General features: G+C 70.5%; 20 protein-coding genes and 1 tRNA gene. 8 read left to right on the forward strand and 13 right to left on the reverse strand.

Features of this window, described 5'->3' with window-relative positions:
* Positions 1-24: 24 nt before the first annotated feature.
* Both AC1DYZ_RS01000 and AC1DYZ_RS01005 read right to left on the reverse strand, forming a co-directional pair.
* The gene (locus AC1DYZ_RS01000) at positions 25-1,332 is read right to left on the reverse strand and encodes an ABC transporter substrate-binding protein (RefSeq protein WP_477063362.1); all 1,308 of its coding nucleotides are present in this window, start codon (positions 1,330-1,332) and stop codon (positions 25-27) included.
* A gap of 250 nt (positions 1,333-1,582) precedes the next feature.
* Positions 1,583-2,584 carry a LacI family DNA-binding transcriptional regulator gene (locus tag AC1DYZ_RS01005; RefSeq protein ID WP_477063363.1) on the reverse strand — a complete coding sequence of 334 codons (1,002 nt, stop codon included), beginning with the start codon at positions 2,582-2,584 and terminating at the stop codon, positions 1,583-1,585.
* Between the two features lie 241 nt (positions 2,585-2,825).
* Here AC1DYZ_RS01005 and yicI point away from each other — a divergent pair, with 241 nt between their 5' ends.
* A complete protein-coding gene (gene yicI, locus AC1DYZ_RS01010; protein WP_477063364.1) occupies positions 2,826-5,117 on the forward strand; it encodes an alpha-xylosidase in 2,292 nt (763 codons plus the stop codon).
* 2 nt (positions 5,118-5,119) lie between these two features.
* Here yicI and AC1DYZ_RS01015 read toward each other — a convergent pair whose 3' ends face one another.
* Positions 5,120-5,980: a hypothetical protein gene (locus tag AC1DYZ_RS01015; protein ID WP_477063365.1), complete on the reverse strand. Its 861-nt coding sequence runs from the start codon at positions 5,978-5,980 to the stop codon at positions 5,120-5,122.
* Between the two features lie 63 nt (positions 5,981-6,043).
* On the opposite strand from AC1DYZ_RS01015, the gene AC1DYZ_RS01020 reads away from it, so the two are divergent.
* Positions 6,044-7,150 carry a hypothetical protein gene (locus AC1DYZ_RS01020; protein WP_477063366.1) on the forward strand — a complete coding sequence of 369 codons (1,107 nt, stop codon included), beginning with the start codon at positions 6,044-6,046 and terminating at the stop codon, positions 7,148-7,150.
* A gap of 12 nt (positions 7,151-7,162) precedes the next feature.
* Here the strand turns inward: AC1DYZ_RS01020 and AC1DYZ_RS01025 are convergent, their stop codons facing one another.
* The 6 genes from AC1DYZ_RS01025 to AC1DYZ_RS01050 form a co-directional block, all read right to left on the reverse strand.
* Positions 7,163-8,866: an ABC transporter ATP-binding protein gene (locus tag AC1DYZ_RS01025; RefSeq protein ID WP_477063367.1), complete on the reverse strand. Its 1,704-nt coding sequence runs from the start codon at positions 8,864-8,866 to the stop codon at positions 7,163-7,165.
* Entirely contained in the window at positions 8,863-9,963 is a 1,101-nt protein-coding gene (locus AC1DYZ_RS01030; RefSeq protein WP_477063368.1) for an ABC transporter permease, read from the reverse strand. Before AC1DYZ_RS01030 ends, AC1DYZ_RS01025 begins: the two co-directional genes overlap by 4 nt.
* Position 9,964: 1 nt before the next feature.
* Positions 9,965-11,077: an ABC transporter permease gene (locus AC1DYZ_RS01035; RefSeq protein ID WP_477063369.1), complete on the reverse strand. Its 1,113-nt coding sequence runs from the start codon at positions 11,075-11,077 to the stop codon at positions 9,965-9,967.
* Between the two features lie 109 nt (positions 11,078-11,186).
* The gene (locus tag AC1DYZ_RS01040) at positions 11,187-12,836 is read right to left on the reverse strand and encodes an ABC transporter substrate-binding protein (protein WP_477063370.1); all 1,650 of its coding nucleotides are present in this window, start codon (positions 12,834-12,836) and stop codon (positions 11,187-11,189) included.
* A gap of 138 nt (positions 12,837-12,974) precedes the next feature.
* Positions 12,975-14,195 (reverse strand): cation:proton antiporter domain-containing protein, encoded by a 1,221-nt coding sequence (locus tag AC1DYZ_RS01045; protein ID WP_477063371.1) that lies wholly within the window; start codon positions 14,193-14,195, stop codon positions 12,975-12,977.
* Positions 14,196-14,213: 18 nt separating this feature from the next.
* The gene (locus AC1DYZ_RS01050) at positions 14,214-15,164 is read right to left on the reverse strand and encodes a DUF808 domain-containing protein (RefSeq protein ID WP_456823600.1); all 951 of its coding nucleotides are present in this window, start codon (positions 15,162-15,164) and stop codon (positions 14,214-14,216) included.
* Between the two features lie 93 nt (positions 15,165-15,257).
* On the opposite strand from AC1DYZ_RS01050, the gene AC1DYZ_RS01055 reads away from it, so the two are divergent.
* Together AC1DYZ_RS01055 and AC1DYZ_RS01060 are read left to right on the forward strand one after the other, a co-directional pair.
* Positions 15,258-15,446, forward strand: a complete 189-nt coding sequence (locus AC1DYZ_RS01055) for a hypothetical protein (protein WP_477063372.1) — start codon at positions 15,258-15,260, stop codon at positions 15,444-15,446.
* A complete protein-coding gene (locus tag AC1DYZ_RS01060) occupies positions 15,443-16,462 on the forward strand; it encodes a UbiA prenyltransferase family protein (protein WP_477063373.1) in 1,020 nt (339 codons plus the stop codon). Before AC1DYZ_RS01055 ends, AC1DYZ_RS01060 begins: the two co-directional genes overlap by 4 nt.
* Here AC1DYZ_RS01060 and AC1DYZ_RS01065 read toward each other — a convergent pair.
* The 3 genes from AC1DYZ_RS01065 to AC1DYZ_RS01075 all read right to left on the reverse strand — a co-directional run bounded on the left by AC1DYZ_RS01065 (position 16,443) and on the right by AC1DYZ_RS01075 (position 17,575).
* Positions 16,443-17,006 carry a GNAT family N-acetyltransferase gene (locus tag AC1DYZ_RS01065; RefSeq protein ID WP_477063374.1) on the reverse strand — a complete coding sequence of 188 codons (564 nt, stop codon included), beginning with the start codon at positions 17,004-17,006 and terminating at the stop codon, positions 16,443-16,445. The genes AC1DYZ_RS01060 and AC1DYZ_RS01065 overlap by 20 nt on opposite strands.
* Before the next feature lie 124 nt (positions 17,007-17,130).
* Entirely contained in the window at positions 17,131-17,367 is a 237-nt protein-coding gene (locus tag AC1DYZ_RS01070) for a DUF7455 domain-containing protein (protein ID WP_477063375.1), read from the reverse strand.
* Between the two features lie 132 nt (positions 17,368-17,499).
* Positions 17,500-17,575 (reverse strand) — tRNA-Lys (locus tag AC1DYZ_RS01075).
* A 168-nt stretch (positions 17,576-17,743) separates the two neighbouring features.
* On the opposite strand from AC1DYZ_RS01075, the gene AC1DYZ_RS01080 reads away from it, so the two are divergent.
* The gene (locus tag AC1DYZ_RS01080; protein WP_477063376.1) at positions 17,744-18,694 is read left to right on the forward strand and encodes an SPFH domain-containing protein; all 951 of its coding nucleotides are present in this window, start codon (positions 17,744-17,746) and stop codon (positions 18,692-18,694) included.
* The gene (locus AC1DYZ_RS01085) at positions 18,691-18,948 is read left to right on the forward strand and encodes a type II toxin-antitoxin system antitoxin (RefSeq protein WP_477063377.1); all 258 of its coding nucleotides are present in this window, start codon (positions 18,691-18,693) and stop codon (positions 18,946-18,948) included. Before AC1DYZ_RS01080 ends, AC1DYZ_RS01085 begins: the two co-directional genes overlap by 4 nt.
* Positions 18,949-18,998: 50 nt before the next feature.
* On the opposite strand, the gene AC1DYZ_RS01090 is transcribed toward AC1DYZ_RS01085, so the two are convergent.
* Positions 18,999-20,360, reverse strand: coding sequence for a carboxylesterase family protein (locus AC1DYZ_RS01090; protein WP_477063378.1), 1,362 nt, complete (start codon positions 20,358-20,360; stop codon positions 18,999-19,001).
* 442 nt (positions 20,361-20,802) lie between these two features.
* On the opposite strand from AC1DYZ_RS01090, the gene AC1DYZ_RS01095 reads away from it, so the two are divergent.
* Positions 20,803-21,804 carry a glycoside hydrolase family 43 protein gene (locus AC1DYZ_RS01095; protein WP_477063379.1) on the forward strand — a complete coding sequence of 334 codons (1,002 nt, stop codon included), beginning with the start codon at positions 20,803-20,805 and terminating at the stop codon, positions 21,802-21,804.
* Entirely contained in the window at positions 21,801-23,126 is a 1,326-nt protein-coding gene (locus AC1DYZ_RS01100; RefSeq protein WP_477063380.1) for an oligosaccharide MFS transporter, read from the forward strand. The genes AC1DYZ_RS01095 and AC1DYZ_RS01100 overlap by 4 nt, the downstream gene beginning before the upstream one ends.
* The last annotated feature ends 21 nt before the right edge of the window (positions 23,127-23,147 follow it).

Below are 23,147 nucleotides of genomic sequence, written 5' to 3' on the forward strand. Positions count from 1 at the left end.
CGTGACGCCGCGGCCGGGACGTCCTCACTCGCTGACGTCGAACCCGGTCTTCTTCATGTCGTCCACGACGACCTTCTGGGTTGCCGTGAGGGCGTCGCTCAGCGGCGTCCCGTCCTGCACGGCCTTGGCCATCGCGTCCTGGAACGCCGACTGGGCGACGTTGACGTTCGGGCCCCACGAGATGTTCGGGATCGTGTTGCCGGCGATCGTCGACGCGAGCTGCCAGAAGTCGGTCTGCTGCGGCATGAGCAGCGGCGGCTCCGACGTCTCCGCCTTCGTCTGGCCCAGAGTCGAGGCCGGGTACTGGCCCGTCTCGAGCTGGATCCCGGCACCCTCGTCGCTGGAGTTGATCCAGGCCGCGAACTCCGCAGCCTCCTTCGGGTGCTTCGACGACGTCGTCACGACGACGGCCGAGCCGCCCTGGTATGCGACCGCGCTGTCACCGGGCGTCCACTGCGGCAGCGGTGCCATCGCCCACTGGCCGGCCATGGACTCGGCCACGCCGTAGATCACGCCGGGGGCCCACAGCGCGGACGGCCACGAGAGCACCTGCCCGGCGTTGACCTCCTGGTTCCACTGCGGCGTCAGCAGGTCCTCGACCTTGATGAGGTCGTTGTCGATGAGGTCCTGCCAGTAGTCGGCGACCTCCTTCGACGCCTCGTCGTCGATGCCGACGGTCCACTTGTCGCCGTCGACCGTCCACCACTTCGCGCCGGCCTGCTGCGCCATCCCGGCGAAGAAGCCGAACTCCGTGGTGTTGAACGTGGCGAGGTACGTCGTCGGGTCGGCCTGGCGGACCGCCTGCGCCGCGGTCTTGAACTCGGCCCACGTGGTGGGCACCGGGACGCCGAGCTCGTCGAGCCGCGCCTGGTTGTAGATGAACGCCATGGGGCCGACGTCCTGCGGGACGCCGTAGATCGCGTCGTTGAAGGTCGTCAGGCCCCAGGTCGCGTCCGTGAAGCTCGACTTGAGGTCATCGTCGACGTACTCGGTGATGTCGGCGGCCACGTCCCCGACGATCATCGCCGGGAGCGTCTGGTACTCGACGACGGACACGTCCGGGGCATTGCCGGCCCGGGTCGCGGTGAGCAGCTTGGCGGAGGAGTCCGTGCCGCCACCGGCGTCGGTGTGCTTGACCTGGATGTCGGGGTGGGCCTTGTTCCACGCCTCGACCATCGGGTCCTGGGCCGTGCCCCACGCCCAGTACTGGAGCGTGACGGGGCCGCTACTGGTGGAGTCGTCGTCGGAGCCCGAGTCGCCGCCGGAGCAGCCGACGAGCAGTGCACCCACGGCGATCAGGGCGCCTGCGGCGGTGATCACTCTCGAACGCATGTTTCACATCTCCCTTGACGTGGTACTTGGGTCGGGGTGCGGTGCCCCGTCAAAGCGAAGCGCTTCGATGACTGATGGGCGCCATCGTGTGCCCGGTCGGATGCGCCTGTCAACCGTCTTGCCGGAATTGTTATCCGCCGAAGATCGACGTCGTCGTCGGGAGCGGACGCCGAATTCGAAGCGCTTCGACATCAGATTTCGAAGCGCTTCGACGTCCGGCCGTGGCGTGGGGGATGTGCCCGTTAAGGCGTCAGGACGGGGGCGTGACGGTGCCGCGCTGCTCCAGCGTCGGCGAGACCAGCCGGGTCTCGCCCGGGCTCTCCTGGCGCAGCCGGGCCATCGCCATCTCGACCGCGATCCGTCCGATGTCGTGGCCGGGGACCGTGATCGAATCGACCGGGTGGCGCAGCGTCTCGGCAATGTTCGCCGCGCTGATGGCCACGAGCGACATGGCGTCGGGCACCGGTCGGCCGGCCCGCTCGAGCGCGTCGACGACGCCGGCGAGGGCGGCCTCGTTGTGCACGACGAGACCCGTCACCTCGGGATGCTCGGCGAGCAGCTGGTCCACCACCGCGACACCGCCGGCATAGCTCGGCTCGCAGGGCAGGACGTGCAGCTCGACGTTGCTGTGCGTCGCCTGGTCGACCACCCCGTCGCGCATGCGGACCGCGTAGTTCGCGCGGCGCTCGAACCGCTCACGGGACGCGCCGATGAGCGCGAGCCGCTTGTGACCTGCATCGATGAGCGTCCGGGTGGCCAGGCGGCCGGCCGCCGCGAAGTCGAGGTCGACGCAGGCCAGGCCCGAGGTGTCGTCCGGGACGCCGATGAGGACCGCGGGGAGGTCCATGGCGCGCAGCGACGGCAGCCGGGCGTCCTGGGACTCGACGTCCATGACGATCACGGCGTCCGCGAGTGATCGCGCGGCCACCCGGTCGATCTCCTGGATGTCCTCCTGGGTGAGCAGCAGGACGTCGTGGTCGAACGTCCGGGCCGCGGTGACCACCCCGGCGACGAACTCCATGATGATCGCGACGTTGATCCCCGGCCGGAACGGCACCATGAGCGCGATGACGTTGCTCCGCGCCGACGCCAGGGCCTGCGCCCCGGCGTGCGGGTGGAACGCCAGGTCGCGAATCGCGCGCTCGACCCGCTCGCGGGTGGGCTGCGAGATCGGCCGCTTGCCGCTGATCACGTAGCTCACGGTCGACAGGGAGACCCCCGCCGCGCGGGCCACATCGCCGATGGTCGCCATGGCGCAAGATTAGCGGCATGCGGGGCCGGACGGTTCCCGAATGGTCGGACGCGGAGCCCGCCGTGCATTGTGGCGACCGGTCTGCCTTCCTGTCGTGGCCGCCTCTAGGCATGGCCCCCGCGGTGCCGTACGCTCCATCAGGCGAAGCGCTTCGACGATCTGCATACGACCCGACAGCCCGTCCCGACGAGGGGGCGGCGCGGGCACGCGGTCGGACTGGAGCAGGACCGAGAGGACGACGATGAAGTTCACCGACGGCTACTGGCAGACGCTCCCCGGCACCAGCGTGCTGCATCCTCGCGACGTCGCGGACGTCGTCGTCGGTGACGCTGACGTCCGGGTGTACGCGGCCACGGCACCGCAGCGGCGCCGCGGCGACTCGCTCAACCGCCCGCTCGTCTCCGTCGCGTTCGACAGCCCGATGGACGACGTGATCCGGGTGCGCATCGAGCACTTCAGCGGCGGCGTGGACCGCGGCCCGCACTTCGAGGTGGCGGTCGGCGCCGGGGACGTGAAGATCGTCGGCCCGGACGACGGGTTCGTCACTCTCCGGAGCGGGGAGCTGAGCGCGCGGATCGCCACGACCGGACCCTGGGACGTGCGGTTCGAGGCGGGCGGCCGGCTGTTGACGTCGTCGACCCCGCGCTCCGTGGGGATCGTCACGGACGCCGCGGGCGACGCGTACGTGCACGAGCAGCTCAGCCTGGGCGTCCGCGAGCATGTCTACGGGCTCGGCGAGCGGTTCGGCGCGTTCGTCAAGAACGGCCAGTCCGTCGACATCTGGAACGCAGACGGAGGCACGTCCTCCGAGCAGGCGTACAAGAACGTCCCGTTCTACCTGTCCGACGCCGGGTACGGCGTGTTCGTCGACCACCCCGGCCGGGTGTCGTTCGAGGTGGGCTCCGAGGTGGTCAGCCGGACGCAGTTCTCGGTCCCCGGTGAGTCTCTGCAGTACTACGTCATCTACGGCCCGACGCCCAAGGATGTGCTGCGCCGGTACACCGCACTGACCGGCCGCCCGGCCCAGGTCCCCGCCTGGTCGTACGGCCTCTGGCTCTCGACGTCGTTCACCACGAGCTATGACGAGGCGACCGTGACCTCGTTCGTCGACGGCATGGCCGAGCGTGACCTGCCGCTGAGCGTCTTCCACTTCGACTGCTTCTGGATGCGCGCATTCCACTGGACCGACTTCACCTGGGATCCCGCGACGTTCCCGGACCCGGAGGGCATGCTCGCGCGGCTCAAGGCCAAGGGCCTGAAGATCTGCGTCTGGATCAACCCCTACATCGCGCAGCGCTCCGCCCTCTTCGAGGAGGGCCGCGCGGGCGGGTTCCTGGTGACCCGCGCCGACGGCTCGATCTGGCAGACGGACCTCTGGCAGGCCGGCATGGGGCTGGTCGACTTCACCAATCCGGACGCGGTCGCCTGGTACCAGGCGCGCCTGCGCCGGCTGGTCGGGCAGGGCGTGGACGCGTTCAAGACCGACTTCGGCGAGCGGATCCCGACCGACGTGGTCTGGCACGACGGCTCGGACCCGCAGCGGATGCACAACTTCTACACGCAGCTGTACAACCGCGCCGTCTTCGACGTCCTGGAGGCCGAGCAGGGGTCGGGGGAGGCGGTGCTCTTCGCGCGGTCCGCGACGGCGGGCGGCCAGCAGTTCCCGGTGCACTGGGGCGGTGACTGCGAGTCGACGTTCGTGTCGATGGCCGAGTCGCTGCGCGGCGGCCTGTCGCTCGCGGCGTCCGGGTTCGGGTTCTGGAGTCACGACATCGGGGGCTTCGAGGGCACGCCGGACGCCGCCGTCTTCAAGCGGTGGCTGGCGTTCGGCCTGCTGTCGTCGCACAGCCGCCTGCACGGGTCGAGCTCGTACCGGGTGCCGTGGGCCTTCGACGAGGAGGCCGTCGACGTCGCGCGGCTGTTCACGCGCCTCAAGCTCTCGCTGATGCCGTACCTCGCCGCTGCCGGCGCCGAGGCGCACCGGGACGGCGTGCCCGTCATGCGGCCGATGGTGCTCGAGTTCCCTGACGACCCCGCAGCCGCCACGATCGACACCCAGTACATGCTCGGGCCCGACCTGCTGGTCGCCCCCGTGTTCAACGCCGAGGGAGACGTCGACGTCTACGTGCCCGAGGGCACCTGGACCTCGCTGCTCAACGGCGACCAGGTCACCGGCCCGCGCTGGGTGCGCGAGCGGCACGGCTTCGACTCCGTCCCGCTGTACGTGCGGCCGGGATCGGTGCTCGCCCTGGGTGCTCGCTCTGACCGGCCCGACTACGACTGGGCCGACGGCGTCACGCTGCGCCTGTTCGACCTGCCGGACGGCCATCGGTCGGTGACGACGGTCCCCGCCGTCGGGGAGCGTGCGGACGTCACGTTCGTCGTGACACGGGCAGGCGACGAGGTGCGGGTGGAGGCCCGAGGCGCGAGCGCGCCGTGGTCCGTGCGCGTCGAGGCCGCCGATCGGCCGGTGCTGACCGTGGCCGCCGCAGCGGGACAGTCCGAGGCGACGCTCGACCTCTCGGCCGTCTGACGTCACGGCTCGGACGGGCTGACCGGCAGGCCGTCGGGCGGGCGGTGGCGGGCGACCAGCACGCGCGCGCCGAGGGCCGTCAGCACCCACAGGACGATCACGAGGGCGCTCTCCGCGACGGGCGTGACCAGCCACGGGAGCAGGTCGGAGAAGCCGGGGCCCGGTGTGCCGCCGGACAGCGTGACGCCGACGCTCGCGCCCGCGCCGGTCTGCCACCAGACCCAGCTGAGCCCGGCGGCGGGCAGCGCGTACGCCGCCGCCCGGGCGGGCGCGGGCCGGCGGGCCAGGAGCACGGCCGCGCCGACGACGAGGACCAGCAGCAACGCAGCCGTCCGGACGACGGTGACCCGGGTGGTGACGAGCTCGCCGGAGAGCGATGCGCCGTACGCGGTGACGCGGATGCCGGGCACTACCCACAGCGGGGCGGTGAGGGCCGCCGCGATGATCGCGAGCACGCGGACCGGGGTCTCGTCGCCGACGAGGGTGATCACGCCCGTCGTGGCGAGTGTGCCGAGCAGGAGCACGAGTGCCGGCAGCAGGAGGTCGGCGCGCGGTGAGCCCTCGACCACCACCGAGGAGAGCGGGGCGTACGCGAACCAGCCGAACGAGCTCTGCGGTTGCCACCACCACACCGCACCCAGCGCCGCGGCGGGGACGGCGAACCAGGCGGCCCACCGCGCCGCGGTCGCCCGGTGCAGGAGCACGAGCATGCTGACGCCCAGCACGGCGACGACCCCGGCGACCACCAGACCGGCGCGCGGACCGGGAACCTGGCGCACGGGCGGGAAGAGTGCCACCAGCGCGACGACGACGCCCAGCACCCCGGCCGCGACCGCGCCGGCGACGACGAGCCTGTTCCGCATGGCGACAGGCTAGGGGCGAACACTTCGACCGCGTGGGCGGTCCGGATGGCTACAGTCCCCACCATGGCGAACGCGAGCACCCTCGACTGGACCGTGTTCGTGCTGGTGGTGGGCCTGCGCCTGGTGGTGCCGCTCTTCATCCCGCGGTTCCCGCTGCCCGCGATCCTGGCCGCGCTGGTGATCGACGGCGTGGACAAGTCGATCTTCGCGGCGTTCACCGGCTTCCCGCTCGACAACTACCAGTCGTACGACAAGGCGTTGGACATCTACTACCTGACGATCGCCTACCTGGCGGTGCTGCGGAACTGGCGCAACCCGTTCGCCGTCGGCGTCGGTGCCTTCCTCTGGTACTACCGGCTGGTGGGGGTGCTGGCGTTCGAGATCACCGGCGCGCGCTGGCTGCTCATGGTGTTCCCCAACACGTTCGAGTACTTCGTGATCGCCATCGAGGTGGTCCGCACCCGGTGGGACGCCAGCCGGCTGACCAAGGCGGCGTTCCTGTGGACCGCCGGCCTGATCTGGGTGGTGATCAAGCTGCCGCAGGAGTGGTGGATCCACGTCGCGCAGCTGGACTTCACCGACGAGTTCAGCAAGCTGGTGGACGAGCGGCCGTGGGTCTGGGGCCTGCTGGCGATCGTCGCCGTGGTGCTCGTGATCGTCGGGCGCCGCGTGTACCGCCGACTTCCCCCGGCCGACTGGCCGTTCACGCTGGACGCCGACGTGGTCGCGGAACGGGTCGGGTGGCTGCCGCGGGGACCCGTGGCGTGGGCGCCGTCGGGGATCCGCCACGTCGTCGAGAAGGTGGTCCTCGCCGGGCTGGTCACGGCGATCATGTTCGAGTCGTTCCCGCTGGTGGAGGGGCGGCTGTCGGTCGTGGCGCTCGTCGTCGCGGCCACCGTGCTGCTCCACGCGGCCCTGGCCGTCTGGCGCGCGCGCCTGCGCAGGAGGGCGCCCCTGGGGGTGCAGGTCGTCGTCAACACCGTGATCAGCGTCGCCGCGATGCTGGTGTTCGCCGCGTTCGCGACCGGGCAGCGCGGCCAGGTGTCCGTCGGCGACGTCCTGCTGTTCGCCTACCTGGTGGCGCTCATCGTCACGCTGTACGACCGCTACGCCGCGCGTCGGGAGGCGTGCATCGCAGCGACCGTGGGAGCCGGTTCACCGCGGGGGTGAACCGGCCCACCGTCAGTCGTTGGCGCGCAGGTTCCGCCACTGCTCGCGGCGGGCGGCCTGCTCGATCGGGTCCGGCACCGGGAGCGACGCCAGCAGGCGCTGCGTGTACGGGTGCTTCGGAGCGCCGAGGACCTCGTCGCCCGTGCCCTCCTCGACCAGCACGCCGCGGTGCAGCACCGCGATGCGGTGGGCGAGCAGGTCGACGACGGCCAGATCGTGGCTGATGAACAGGCAGGCGAAGCCCAGCTCGGCCTGCAGGCGGGCGAACAGGTCGAGCACGCGCGCCTGCACGCTCACGTCGAGCGCGCTCGTCGGCTCGTCGGCGATGAGCAGCTCGGGGCCCAGGATGAGCGCGCGGGCGAGGCTGGCGCGCTGGCGCTGACCGCCCGAGAGCTCGTGGGGGAACCGGTCGCCGAACGCCTTGGGCAGCTGCACGGCCTCCATGAGCTCGTCGACCTTCGGCCGCGCCTCCTGCGGGTTGCGCGCGAGCCCGTGGACCACCATCGGCTCGGCCACGCACTGCGCGATCGTCAGCAGCGGGTTGAAGCTCGTCGCCGGGTCCTGGAACACGAACCCGATGCGCTTGCGGACCGGMTTGAAGGTCCTCTCCTTGACGCCGAGCATCTCGACGCCGTGGACCTTGAGCGAGCCGCCGCTGACCGGGGTCAGGCCGGCGATCGCGCGGCCGATCGTCGTCTTCCCGCTGCCCGACTCACCCACCAGGCCGAGCACCTCGCCCGGCCGGATGACCAGGTCGACCCCGTCGACGGCCGTGAACGCTGGTTGCCGCAGGCGGCCCGGGTAGACGACCCGCAGGTCCTTCGCCTCGACGACGGGCGTCGAGGACTCGTCGACGACCATCGCCTCGAGCTCGTCGGCCACCCGCACGCGGTCGCGCAGGCGGCGGCCGCCCACGCGGGGGACCGCGTCGAGGAGCTTGCGGGTGTACGGGTGCTGCGGCGACGCGAACAGCGTCCGCACGTCGGCCTGCTCGACGATCTCGCCGTTGTACATGACCGCCACGCGGTCCGCGAGGTCCGCGACGACGCCCATGTTGTGCGTGATCAGCACGATCGCGGAGCCGTACTCCTGGGGGAGCCGGCGCAGCAGGTCGAGGATCTCGGCCTGCACCGTGACGTCGAGGGCCGTCGTCGGCTCGTCGGCGATGATCAGGCCCGGGTCCAGCACCAGGGCCTGCGCGATGACGATGCGCTGCTTCTGGCCGCCCGAGAACTGGTGCGGGTAGTAGTCGACGCGGTGCTCCGGGTCGGGGATGCCGACCAGGCGCAGGACCTCGATCGCCTGGGCGCGGGCGTCCTTGTCCGACAGCTTGCGGTGGGCGCGCAGGCCCTCGGCGATCTGCCAGCCGACGGGGAACACCGGGTTGAGGGCCGTCGAGGGCTCCTGGAACACCATGGCGGCGTCGCGACCGCGCACGTCGCGCAGCTCGTTCGCGCTCATCGTGGCGACGTCGTGCGTGGCCGAGCCGTCCTTGCGCGTGAGCAGCACGGCGCCGCTGGTCAGCGCGGTCTCGGGCAGGAGGCCGAGGATCGAGCGGGCAGTGACGGTCTTGCCGGAGCCCGACTCGCCGACGATGGCGAGCACCTCCCCGGCGGCCACGCTGAGCGTAACGCCCTCGACGGCCCGGACGGTGCCGGAGTCCGTCGCGAACGAGACGTGCAGGTTCGTGATGTCGACGACGTTCTGGGTGGTCATGAGCGGTCCTCGGTCTCTCCGTACAGGTTCGACGGTGCCTCGAGCTCGTCGATGGTCCCGAAGTCGTCGTCGGCGACCCCGCCGGGGACGGCCACCACCGGGCTGACCGGGGCGGCCGCCTTGGCCCGGCGACGGGTGCGCAGGCGCGGGTCGGCGAGGTCGTTCAGCGACTCGCCGACGAGCGTGACGCCCAGCACGGTGAGCACGATCGCGACGCCCGGGGGCACGGCGGTCCACCAGATGCCGCTGGTCACGTCGGACAGCGACTTGGACAGGTCGTAGCCCCAGTCCGCCGCGGCCGTCGGCTCGATGCCGAACCCGAGGAAGCCCAGGCCGGCCAGCGTGAGGACGGCCTCGGAGCTGTTGAGCGTGAGGATGAGGGGGAGCGTGCGGGTCGAGTTGCGCAGCACGTGCCGGCCCATGATCCGCAGGTGGCCCGAGCCGATCACGCGCGCGGACTCGACGAACGCCTCGGCCTTGACGCGCACCACCTCGGCGCGGACCACGCGGAAGTACTGCGGGATCATCACGACGCTCAAGGAGATGGCGGCCGCCATGACGCCGCCCCACATCGAGGACTCGCCGCCGCTGATGACGATCGCGACGACGATGGCGAGCAGCAGCGACGGGAACGCGAACAGGGCGTCGGCGATCACGACGAGCACGCGGTCGATCCAACCGCCGAAATACCCGGACACCAGGCCCAGGGCGACGCCGAGGAAGATCGAGAGCACGACGGCGACGACGATGACGAGGGCCGCCGGGCGGGCGCCCCAGATCGTGCGGGACAGGACGTCGTAGCCGCCGACGGTGGTGCCCAGCAGGTGCTCGGCGGAGGGCGGCTGCTGGGAGCCGAAGTTGACCCCGTCGGCGGAGAGCTGTGCGTAGCCGTAGGGCGCCAGCAGCGGCGCGAACACGGCGGTCACCAGGAAGATCGCGACGAGCACGAGCCCGGTGACGAGCATCGTGCGCTGCAGGCCGACGCTGGTGCGGACCTGACGCAGCACGGGCAGGCGCTTCCAGAGGGCGGTGTGCTCGGGGGCCGCCGGGGCGGCGTGGACGGCGTCGGGGCCGTCGAGGGGGGTCAGCGCGGTCATGTCAGTACTTGATCCTCGGGTCGACGAGTGCGGCGATGACGTCGACGATGAAGTTCGTCAGTGCCACCACGACGGCGAGCAGCACGACCAGGCCCTGGACCGCGACGAAGTCGCGCGCCAGCAGGAACTGGACCAGCTCGAAGCCGAGGCCCTTCCACTCGAAGGTCTTCTCGGTGAGGACGGCGCCGCTGAGCAGCAGCGCGATCTGCAGGCCGATCACGGTGATGATCGGGACGAGCGCGGGGCGCCACGCGTGCTGGCGCAGCAGTCGCCGCTCGTTCACGCCGCGCGAGCGCGCCGCCTCGACGTAGCCGGTCGACAGGGTGCCGATGACGTTGGTGCGGACGAGCCGCAGGAAGATCCCGCCGGTGAGCAGGCCGAGAGCGAGCGCCGGCAGGATCGCGTGCTGCAGCACGTCCCACACCACGGCGGGGTCACCCGTGCTGATCGCGTCCACGATGTACAGACCGGTCCCGGCGCCGTTGCGCTGGATCTCGATCTGCGCGTCCGTGGAGGCGCGCCCCGCGACCGGGAGCCAGCCCAGCCACACGGAGAAGACGAGCTTGAGCAGGATGCCGGCGAAGAAGACGGGCGTCGCGTAGGCGACGATGCCGGACACCCGCAGGGACGCGTCGACGCCCCGGTCGCGGCGCGCGGCCGCGATCCGACCGAGGGGGATGCCGACCAGGAGGGCGACGATCAGGGCGTAGAACGCCAGCTCGAGCGTGGCGGCCCCGTAGGTGAGGACCACCTCCGTCACCGGGCGGTTCGTCGAGATCGTCGTCCCGAAGTCGCCGTGCATCAGGTTGGTGAGGTAGTCCCAGTACTGCACGAGGATCGGCCGGTCGTAGCCGGCGGCGTGGATCCGCTCCTGCAGCTGGTCGTGCGTGAGCCGGCCGCCCAGCGAGGCGGTGATCGGGTCGCCCGTCGAGCGCATGAGGAGGAAGACGGTGGTCACCAGGATGAAGATCGTCGGGAAGATCAGCAGGAACCGGACCAGCAGGTAGCTGCCCAGGTGCCCCCCCGATCGCCTGCTCTTCGCGGTCGGGGTCGCCGGCGCCGCTGGTTGCCCGGGCGCGACGCCGGTGGGCGCTCCGGTGGTGGTGGAGGTCATGGTTCCTGCCTGTGCATGGTCGTGCCGCAAAGATGCGGTGCGGACGAGCCGGACGGCCCCGTCCCCGATTGTGCTCGGGAACGGGACCGTCGGCCGGGTGGTGCGGGTGTCAGCCCTTGGCGAAGGCGCCGTAGCGGACCTTGAAGGACGCGTCGAGAGTGTCCTCGACGCCGCTGATGTCCGTGCCGGTGACGGCCACCTGGGCGCCCTGGAGGAGCGGGACGGTGGAGAGGTCCTTGGCCACCGCGTCCTGGATGTCCTCGATGAGCTGGGTGCGGGCGGCGGGGTCGGTCGTGGTCGCCTGCTTCAGGATCATGTCGTTGACGGCGGGGTTGTCGTAGTGGTTGCTCAGGAAGTTCTCCTTGAGGAAGAACGGCGTGAGGTAGTTGTCGGCGTCCGAGTAGTCCGGGAACCAGCCGAGCTGGTACGCCGGGAAGACGTCGGAGGTGCGGTCCTTGGAGTACTGGACCCACTCGGTGGTCTGCAGGTCGACCTTGAACAGGCCGTCCTTCTCCAGCTGCTCCTTGACGAGCGCGTACTCGTCGCCCGACGACGGGCCGTAGTGCTCGGTGGCGTACTGCAGGCTGAGCGCGACCGGCGTGGTGACGCCGGCGTCCTCGAGGGCCGCCTTCGCCTTGTCGGCGTCGGGTCCGCCGTTCCCGTCGCCGTACAGGCTCTTCAGGGACTCGGTGGCGCCGGTCAGGCCGTCCGGGACGTAGGAGTACAGGGGCGTGTAGGTGCCCTTGTAGACCTGCTCCGAGAGAGGCTCGCGGTCGACCAGGTCGGCCACCGCCTCGCGGACCGCGAGGGCCTTCGCCGGGTCGGCGTCGTCCGTCTTGGCGCCGTACGGCTGCGTGTCGAAGTTGAACGTGATGTAGCGGATCTCCCCGCCGGGACCGTCGACGACCTTGACCTTGTCGTCGGTCCGGAGGTCGGCGATGTCCGTCGCCGAGAGGCTGCGGAGCGCGACGTCGATGTTGCCCTCCTGGACGTCCAGCTTGAGGTTCGACGAGTCCGCGTAGTACTTGAGGTTGACCTCTTCGGTCTTCGCCGGCGGCAGGACGCCCTTGTAGTCCGGGTTGGCCTTGAACGAGACCAGCGAGTTGAAGTCGTAGCCCGTGATCGTGTACTGACCGGCGAAGGCGTCGGCGTCGACGATGTCGCTGTCGGGCGTCAACGCGTCGGCCGAGAAGACCTCCTCGTCGACGATCGGGCCCGCGGGGCTGGACAGGATCTGCGGGAAGATCTGGTCGTCCGGCGACTTCAGGTGGAAGACCACCGTGGTGTCGTCGACGGCCTCGGTGCTGTCCAGGTTGTAGAGCAGCGACGACGGGCCGTTCTCGTCCGCGATCTTCAGCTGGCGGTCGAACGTGAACTTCACGTCGGACGACGTCAGGTCGTGCCCGTTGGCCCACTTCAGGCCCGGCTTGAGCTTGACCGTGTACTCGGTCGGTGCCGTGAACTCCGCCGAGACGGCGATGTCCGGCTCCACATCGGGGCTGCCGTACGGGGTGTTCATGAGGAACGGGAAGACCTGGTTCTGCACGGCGGTCGATCCGTTGTCGTACGAGCCGGCCGGGTCGAGGGTGGTGACCTTGTCCGTCGTGCCGATCGTCAGCGAGCCGCCCGCGGCGGAGGTGCTGCCGCCGTCGCCTTCGTCGTCGTTGCTGCCCGAGCACGCGGTGAGCACGAGGGCTGTCGCGGCGAGTCCCGCGGTCGCCGCGAGGACGCGGCGACGAGATGGTGCGAGGGAGGACATGCGCTACCTCTTCTGTCAGGGCCGCGGGCGCACGGGTAGCGCCCGCCGGCTGGATTCTCAGTGGGCTATGGGTAGCACACAGATGTGTCAGGCATCACGAGGGTCTTACCGGTAAGTAACATCCACATCTCGGGATGGTCACGATCGTCCGGAGATTTCACGGAGGACTCCGTCGTCGTCGATGTTCTCCGGCTCGTCGGAACGCACCCCCAGCAGGCCCGCGACCAGCGGTCCCGTCGCGCCGTAGACGATCGCAGTGGCCAGCACGACGCCGAAGACGACGGGCACGAGCTCCGGGAACGGCTCGCCGGCGTCCTCGAACTGGAGCGCGAACACGCTCGCGGTGGACGCGGCGACGATGCCGCGCGGCGCCATCCAGCCGACCATCGCCCGCTCTCGGCGGCTCAGCACGGTCCGGCTCGTGGCGACCGCGGCGGCCAGCGGTCGCAGGACGAGGACGAGAAGCCCGACCAGGACGAGCGTCAGCGGGGCGTAGTGCAGGAGGGCGTCGAGGTCGACGCGCGCCGACAGCACGATGAACAGGGACCCGATCAGGAGCATGCCGACGTGGCTGCCGAACTCGTGCAGCGCGTCGAGCCGCACCCACCGCTGGTTGGCGAGGGCGACCCCCAGGGTCGTCGTCGCCCAGAGACCCGACTCCTCGTGGAGCGCCTCGGCCGCGGCGAACGCCGTGAGCGCGATGGCGACCCCGAGCGCGACGTGCGTGGCCGGCGGCACCTTGCCGACCGTCACGAGCAGGAGGAACAGTCCCGCAGCAGCCAGGCCGGTGAGGACGCCGGCCAGCGCCGTCGATCCGAGGTGCAGCCCGTCGTGGAGGGCGAGGTTCACCATCCCGAGCGCGACGGTGGCGCCGATGGGGTCGATGAAGATGCCCTCGAACGCCAGCACCGACTCGAGCGGCTGCTTCGGCCGGATCACGGCGAGCATGGGGCCGACGACGGTCGGCCCGGAGACGATGAGGATCGCGCCGATGACCAGGGCATGGTCGAGCGGCAGGTCGAACACCGCGCGAGCGAGGATCGTCGCGCCGATGCCGGTGAGGAGGGCGCCTGCCGTCACCAGCCCGAGCACCGGCCGTCGTGCTCCCCCGTGGAGCCGCGAGAAGTCGAGCTTGAGCGACTCCTCGAAGAGCAGCAGCCCGACCGCCATCGACACCAGCGGGAAGAGCGCCTCGCCGAGGATGGCGTCCGGGTTCACCCAGCCGAGCACCGGGCCCACCAGCAGGCCGAGCAGCAGCAGCAGGATGATCGACGGGATCCGGGTGGCCTTGCCGAGGATCTGACCGAGGACGCCGAACAGGACGATCGCCGCGACGCCGGCCGTGAACCCGAGCTCCATGTCGGCCATTCTGTCGGCTCAGTGGGCTCCGTCGGCTGCCTTCCGGCGCTTCGGGATCAGGTGCATGACCCCGACGACGACGGCGCCGACCACGAGGCCGACGAGCGCCGAGCCGAGGGTGTCGACGAGCCACGCGAGGAACCCGCCGACGCCCGGCACACCGTCCACCGCGTCCTCGAGGTGGTGCAGCAGCTCCATGGGAGCGTGCCAGCCCAGCTCGTCGACGCCCGAGAGCAGGATGTGGCCGCCGACCCACAGCATGGCGACGATGCCGACGGTCGACAGCACCGACAGGACCTTCGGCATGGCGCGGACCAGCACGCGCCCCGTGGCGGCGGCCGCGGCGTTGCTGCGGCCGGCCAGGTGGAGGCCGATGTCGTCCATCTTCACGATGAGCCCGACGACGCCGTAGACCAGCGCCGTGATCGCCAGGGCCACGATGGCCAGGATGATCGCGCGGGACAGCAGCGGTTCGTCGGCCACCTCGTTGAGGGCGATCACCATGATCTCGGCCGACAGGATGAAGTCGGTGCGGATCGCGCCCGTGACCATCGACTTCTCGGTGGCCTCGCCCTGGACGGCCACCGGGGTGGTCGTGTGCTCCTTCGCGTGCCCGCTGACCAGCTCCCAGATCTTCTCCGCGCCCTCGTAGGCGAGGTAGGTGCCGCCGACCATGAGGATCGGCGTCAGAAGCCAGGGGAGGAACTGGCTGAGCAGCAGGGCCGCGGGAAGGATGAACAGCAGCTTGTTGCGCAGGGAGCCCACGGCGATGCGTCGCACGATCGGCAGCTCGCGGTCGGGGGAGAAGCCGTGCACGTAGCGGGGGGTCACGGCCGTGTCGTCGATGACGACGCCCGCCGCCTTCGCGCTCGCCCGACCCGCGGCCGCGCCGACGTCGTCGACCGAGGCCGCCGCAAGCTTGGCCAGCGCGGCGATGTCGTCGAGAAGCGCGGCGAGACCGCCTGCCATCAGTGCTCCCTGGATCGTCGGGCCAGAAGGGTGATCCTGACACAGCGGCAGAGTCGCCGAGATACGCTCCCGGCACCCGACCGGAGGTCTGCCGTGCCCACCGATGACGAGCGTCCGTCGAACCCACAGCCGTGGCCCCCGCAGCGGCCGCGCCGTGCCCTCTCCGGCTGGCAGGGCGTGGGGTTGGCACTGGCGATCGTCCTGGGTGTCTGCGGCCTGGCGGTGCTGGCCTTCGGCGTCCTGTTCGTCGTGGGCATGAACCAGTGGGCGAGCAACAAGTGAGGGGCGACCTCCGGGCGCACGTCCGCCTCGTCGTCCTCATGGCACGCCCCGCGCTGGTGCTGCTGCTCGGCAGCTACGCCGCCATCGGCCTCGCGCAGCACGGCGCGGCCGACGACGGGTGGCGCACGATGGGCGTCCTCGTCGTCGTGATCGGCTACCTGCTCGCGTCCGTCGTCCTCAACGACCTCGCCGACGTCGCCGTCGACCGGATCAACCTCGCCGGCGACCGGTCGCGGCCGCTCACCACCGGGAGCACCCCGCGCGAGCTCGTGCTCGTCGCCGTCACCGGCGGGGTGCTGGCGGTGGCCTGCGCGGTGGCGCTGGGCTGGCCGGTCCTCGTCGTCCTGGTCGCCGGCCTGCTCGTCGGGGCGGCGTACTCGGTGCCGCCGCTCAGCTTCTCCAAGCGCGGGGTCGTCGCGTCCCTGGTGCTGCCGCTGTGCATCGTCGCCGTGCCGTACCTGGTGGGGCTGCTGGCGGCCGACGCGCGGCTGAGCTCCGGCGATGTCGCGCTGCTCGGCGGGTTGTACGTCGCGATCATCGGCCGCCTGCTGCTCAAGGACTTCCGCGACGTGCGCGGCGACACGCTGCTGGGCAAGCGGACGTTCCTCGTCCGGTACGGCCGCCAGGTCACGTGCCGGACCAGCGCGGTGCTGTGCGTCGTCGGCGGTGCGTTGCTGCTGCTCGCCGTGCCGGACCGGAGCATCGCGCTCGTCGCCGTCTACGCCTCGGGGCTCGCGGTCGTGGTCTGGTTGCTCGTCCGCCTGGCGTCGAGCACGGGACCTCGGCAGGACACGGTGCTGGTCGCGGCCGTCGCGATCATCGGTCGCGGCCTGCTCATGGCGCTGCTGGCGCACCTGTCGATGAGGCCGCTCGGCTGGACGGTGCTCCAGCAGGCGCTCGTCGTGCTCGCCCTGGGGGTGCTGACGGTCGGGCTGGCCGCGGACATGCTGCGATACGGCCCGCGCGTGCGGGGTACCGTTCCCGCGGCGGCGGAGGTCACAGCTCGCGGCGCATGAGCACGCGCGGACGGCCGCCGCTGTGGCCGGTGGTCGGCGCGGCCTGCGTGAACCCCGCCGCCTCGAACAGCCGGCTGGTCCCGACGTAGCCCGAGATGACGTCGACCCGGTCGCCCGTGCCGACGTCGATCGGATAGCCCTCGACGACCTGTGCACCGCTCGCTCGCGCGTGGGCGACCGCGCCCTCGAGCAGCTCGTGCATGAGGCCCTGGTGGCGAAACCGCGGCCTGACGACGAAGCAGACGATGCTCCAGGCATCGCGGTCGTCGACGAACGGGATCGTCCGCGAGTTCATGAGCCGCCGGTAGCTGCTGCGCGGCGCGACCGAGCACCAACCGGCCACCTCGCCGTCGACGTAGGCGAGCACCCCCGGCCCGGGCTCCTGCGCGCACTCGTCGCGCATGTACTGGCCGCGCTCCTCGTTGGGCACCCGGCTGTCGCGGTACGCCATGCACCAGCACCCGCCGCCGCCCGGCTTCTTGACGCCGACGACCTCGAAGAAGTCGTCGTAGCGCCCGTACGCCGGCAGCACCTCCACGGTCATGCGACCACGCTAGGACGGGTCGCCGACACTCACCGCGCGGAACTGGTCCAGCGTCTCCCGGACTCGCGCCGCGAGGTCGGCCGACGACGGGTCCGCTCGAGGACATCGCCGCGGGGTACTACCGCTAGACGCGCTCGGGCGCCTGCTCGTCGATGCGGTGACGCTCGTCCTGGATCGTGGCGCCTGCCGCGACCAGCTTGAGCTCGTGGGCGCGGAAGTGGTGGCCGCAGAAGAGCAGCTGCAGGCCGTCGGCCGAGGGGAGCGTCGCCCGGACGTAGGCCTGGGCGCCGCAGCGGTCGCACCGGTCCTGGCGCGTGAGCTCGGTGGCGGTCGTGGCGATGTCGACAGTGGCGGTGGTCATGGGCGGACACCTCGTCTCGCTGGAGGGGGCGGCGTTCGTCGTCCGGACGGGCGCTGCCTGTGCTGCTCATCTGAACGGTCGCCCCAGGCCGGGGATTCCGGATCCGCGTTCGCTCAGCGGGGAACCTGACGATGGTGGGCCCCGTGGGGATCGAACCCACAACCCGCGGATTAAAAGTCCGCTGCTCTGCCAATTGAGCTAGAGGCCCCTACCTGGCGAATCGTAACGACTCCCCAGGTCATCCCCAGAACTCAGTGATCGAGGCGGACTTCCTTCTCGAGCGTGGGTATCGGGGGTGTGCGCCGCGGCTCGACCGCAAATGTGATATCACTTTGATATCGCGCTCACTCAGCGCCCGAGCAGAGGAGACCTCGCCATGACCGACCTCAGGTCCGCACCCGACCTGCCCCCGCAGGAGTCCGCGGGAGGGGCGCCGGCCGGCCGGCCGGTCGGGCACGACGGCGCGCGCATCGACGTCGAGGAGCGCGCGGCCTGGGCCACGGGCGTGGGGGGCGCGCTGCTGCTCATCCTCGTCGCGACGGCCCTGGTCGCCGGCGGCGTGGTCCTCCTGGCCATGGAGAACGGGTTCGGCACCCTGCTGCTGCTCGTCGGGATCCTCGGGTACACGGGCCTGACGATCATCAGCCCCGGCCAGACGAAGGTCGTCCAGCTGTTCGGCCGGTACGTGGGCACCATCCGGCGCACGGGTCTCGTGCTCACCGTCCCGCTGACCAGCAAGAAGAAGGTCTCGGTGCGGGTGCGCAACTTCGAGACGAACGAGCTCAAGGTCAACGACGCCGACGGCAACCCGATCAACATCGCGTCGATCGTCGTCTGGCAGGTGGCCGACACCGCGAAGGCGACGTTCGCCGTCGAGGACTACGTCGACTTCGTCCGGGTGCAGTCCGAGTCGGCGCTGCGGCACGTCGCGATGTCGCACCCGTACGACGTCGGCGACGACACGGTCGAGTCGCTGCGCGGCGCGACCGACGTCGTGTCCGGCGAGATCGCCGCCGAGGTCGCCGCACGGGTGGTCATCGCCGGTATCGAGGTCATCGAGGCGCGCATCTCCAACCTCGCGTACGCGGCCGAGATCGCCCAGGCGATGCTCCAGCGGCAGCAGGCCGGCGCGATCATCGCGGCCAGGGAGCGGATCGTCGAGGGTGCGGTCGGCATGGTCGAGCAGGCGCTCGCGCGGCTCGAGGGGGACGGCATCGTCGCCCTCGACGACGAGCGCCGGGCAGCGATGGTGTCGAACCTGCTCGTCGTGCTCTGTGGCGACAGTCGTGCGACGCCCGTCGTCAACACCGGCACCTTGTACGCGTGAGTGCCGACGAGCCGGCCGCGGGACCCGCACCGGGTCCCGCGGCCCGGCGCGAGCGGCGCTCGGTCCTGCTGCGCCTCGACCCGGCCGTGCACGATGCGCTGGCCCGGTGGGCGGCCGACGACCTGCGCAGCCTCAATGCGCAGGTCGACCTGCTGCTGCGTCGTGCGCTGACCGAGGCCGGCCGGATGCCCACCGCGGCGCCCCCGGTCCGCAGGCCCGGCCGGCCCCGCCGGGCGGACGTGGCCGACGGCTGACCTCGTCGACCCCGAGCGCCTCAGCGGAAGGTGCGGCCCTCGTCGGACGACTACGTGTGCGGGTGGCTGAGCATCCACGAGTAGATGTCGTTCGCAGCGCCGATCGCGTACGTCTGCGTCCACGAGTCGTGGTCGACACCCGGGTAGATCGTCACCTGAGCGGGGACAGCCGGCGGCGGGCACGTGTTGATGTTCGCGACCGTCTCGATGCTGCCAGCAGGATCGACGACCTCGTCCGCATCCCCAGCGAACGCCCACACCGGCACCTCGCCGAGCGTGCAACCGGCACCACCCCAGGCAGGTCGACCATCCCCGGCGATCGGAACGGCAGCCGCGACCTTCTCGTTCCCGTGAGCTGCGAGGTACTCCCACAGGCCGTACGCACCGCAGCTGAGTCCCGTCAGGTACACCCGGGACGGATCGACGTCGTACGCGGCGATCGCGTAGTTCACGAATGCGTCGACCTCCTGCGGCGTCATGCACGGCGACGACGCAGGCGCGTTGCCCAGGCTGTGCTGGATCGCCATGACGCAGGAGCCACCCCGGTACTCGGGGCAGTCGGCGTACGCCGGGTCGTCGCCGATCACGTGCTGCGGCGCCAGGACGACGAACGGGCGGCTGGCCGGCCAGCCGTCGTTCGCGATGAACCGGGGGATCGCCGTGCCGGCCAGCCTCGGGAGGTCCTCGGCCGAGCCGCTTCCGCCCTCGTCATAACCGTGCAGGAAGACGAGCAACGGCGACTTCGTCGCAGCGGCGTAGTCCGGTGGCAGGTACTCCATGTACCCGGACGCAGAGCCCGTCGAGCCCACAGGCTTGAATGTCATCCGGTCGGCCGAGCCCGTGCCCACGAGGTCACCGGGGACCTTGCAGAAGTCCTGGTCGAGGCTCGGGTGCGGCCCGCGGACCGTCATGTTGATCAGCTCCAGGAACTCCTTGGCCGGGTCCGTGTCGCCGCCCGTGTCCCAGAGCGCCTCGTACCGGATGGTGCCCCGGTCCTTCTGGACGACCTCGCCAGTCGAGCTCTCGATCGCGCTCGGCCGGTCCTTGACGACGAGGGTCGACTTGAAGACGTTGCCCTCGACCCGCGTGGCCTGGATGTCCTTGACCTTCGCGTTCCCCCACCGGACGTACCACTGGCCGGTGTCGACGCGGGTGTGCACCTGCCGGTAGGAGAACGTGTCCGTGACGAAGTAGAACGTCTCCTTGCCCTTCTTCGCCGTCCGCACCTTGTACGTGCCGGTGACCTCCTCGTGCACCGACACCGGGTAGCCGCAGTCGCTGTACGTCCAGTCGTTGCTGTCCGAGTACGGCGTCGTCTCGACATTTCCACCGGCCGACGCCGGCACCGCCGGGAACGCGAGCGCGACGGCCGCGAGCACACCGACCAGCACCCCTCGTCGGGAAGTCCTCATTGACCTGACCATGAGCCCGCCTCCAGCGGCTCGCTACGGGCCCCCACCCGCCGACAACCACGACCCCTGACGACACCGCGGGACGGCGCGCGGACCGGCCATGGCGCCGCCCACAGGAGCAGAGGCCACGTCGGGACAAAAGGTGCGAACTGGATGATCGATCGGGACGCTACTCGCGCCCAGCGCGGACACGCCAGGACTTTCGCACAGGTGGCGCACAGTGAATGCAATGCAATTCACCGTTCGCGCAGCTCCCGCCTTGCGGCGCTCCCAGCGGCCGGGCCGAACCGGTCCTTGTGCGGCAAGGGTCGGCCGTGCTCGCTGAGGCTCTCGGATCGCCAAACTGCTGGTCAGCGAGCCGCCCCCAGGGCTCTTTGTCCTGCTACGTTGCGAATCTGGCCCTGTCTCAGCGACGAGGAGGCACTCCGTGCCCGTGGATCCCATGCCGAATCCCATCGTGCTGCAGCGCGCAGATCCCTGCGTTCTGCGCCACGACGGCCAGTACTACTTCACGGGTTCGTACCCGCTGTACGACCGCATCGTCCTGCGCCGGGCCGAACACCTCGCGGACCTGCAGGCCGCGCCCGAGGTGACCATCTGGAGCAAGCACGCCGAGGGGCCGCAGTCCAACCTCATCTGGGCGCCCGAGCTCCACCGCATCGGTGATGCCTGGTACGTCTACTACGCCGCAGCGCCCAACCCGGACGTCACCTTCGACGTCCCCGACGCGGACGACACCTTCAACCACCGTGTCTACTGCCTCGAGTGCCTCGACGCGGACCCCCTCACCGGCACGTGGACGGAGAAGGGCCAGGTGGACACCGGCTGGGAGTCCTTCGCGCTCGACGCGACGAGCTTCCTCCACGGGGGCGACCAGTACCTGGTGTGGGCGCAGCAGGACTTCGCGGTGAAGGGGCACTCGAACCTCTACATCGCGCGCATGGAGAACCCCTGGACGCTCGCGACGCCCGCGGTGATGCTGTGCCGGCCGGAGCTCGACTGGGAGATCATCGGTTTCTGGGTCGCGGAGGGTCCTTCGGTCCTGCAGCGGGACGGGCGGCTGTTCCTCACGTACAGCGCCTCCGCGACCGGGATCGACTATGCGATGGGGCTGCTCACCGCGTCCGCGGATGCGGATCTCCTCGACCCCGCGAGCTGGACCAAGTCCTCCGAACCGGTCTATACGAGCGCGCCCGAGAACGGCATCTACGGTCCGGGCCACAACAGCTTCACGGAGTCACCTGAGGGGGAGACGGTGCTCGTCTATCACGCCCGCACGTATACGGAGCTCATCGGCAACCCCTTGTGGGATCCCAACCGGCACGCGTGTGCGCAGGTCCTGCCGTTCGCGGACGGCGAGCCCCACTGGGGGGTCCCACAGCCGCTGAGCCGTCCGGCGCCCTCCGGCGTCGAGGTGCTTGCGCCCGACGGGACGCTGCGATGAGCGGCCGCGGCGGTCAGGACACCCTGGCACCGCCCGCCGGGCCCAGGTTCCTCGACTCGATCAAGCGCCCGGTGCTGTGGAACTACGGCGGGATCTACTTCTTCTACTTCGTCGCCTGGCAGTTCATCTTCACGTTCATGGGCCTGTGGCTCGACGACCAGGGCATGTCGTCGACGAGCATCGGCAGGGTCAGCACGGTCATGGCGCTCACCGCGCTGGTCCTGCAGCCGCTGTACGGGTTCCTGCAGGACCGCCTGGGCTTCCGCAAGCCGCTGTTCTCGTTCGTGGTCGTGTGCGCGGCGCTGATCGGGCCGTTCTTCCTGTTCGTGTTCAAGCCCCTCATCGACGTCGACCAGACCCTCGCCGCCGTGGTCGGAGGCATGTACCTCAGCCTCGTCACCTACGCGGGCGTGTCCGTGGTCGAGGCCTTCAACGAGCGCGCAAGCCGCGCCAACGAGTTCGAGTACGGCCACGCGCGGCTCTTCGGTGCGCTCGGCGGCTCCTTCGCCTCGGCCATCGGCGGACTGGTCTGGAGCACCAACCCCGACAACATCTGGTGGGCCGCGTCGTTCTCCGCGCTCGTGCTGGGCGTGCTGCTCTTCGTCGCGCGGGTGCCGCGCCAGCCGGCCGGTTCGAGCCAGGCCGGGGGCGAGTCGAAGGCGCACAAGGTCAGCAAGGAAGACATCCGGAGACTGGTCACCGACCGCAACTTCATCGGCTTCGTGGTCCTCATGATGGGCACGGCCGCCCTGTACGACGTGTTCGACCAGCAGTACTCGATCTACTTCACCGGCCTCGTCGACCACGGAGACCCCGAGGCGCTGTTCGGCACCGTGGTGTCGATCCAGATCCTGCTCGAGGCCGTGGTCCTGATCTTCACGCCCGCGATCATCAACCGGATCGGCGCCAAGCGCGGACTGCAGGTCTTCGCCGCGATCCTCGTGGTGCGGGTGCTGGGCTCCGCGATCTTCACCAGCACGGGAGCACTGATCGCCTGGCGTTGGCTCGCCGCGATCGAGATGCCGTTCATGCTCGTCTCGGTGATGAAGTACATCACCCGGATGTTCGACGTGAAGATCTCCGCGACCGCGTACATGCTCGGTTTCGGCGTCGCGAAGTCCCTGGGGGTCGCGGTGTTCTCCGGGGCGTTCGGGCGGTCCTACGACAAGAACGGGTTCGCCCAGTCCTACCTGATCATGGGCGTGGTGATCCTGGTCGCGACCATCCTCGCGAGCCTGCTCATGGGCGACGACAAGGGACGTGAGGCGCCCACGGGCGAACTTGCCGACGGGGTCGCCGAGGGGAGTGCCCCCGCGCGTTGAGCCGCGCGTGCGGGGAGGCGG

The organism is Cellulomonas sp. P1_C4 (genome assembly GCF_056406355.1).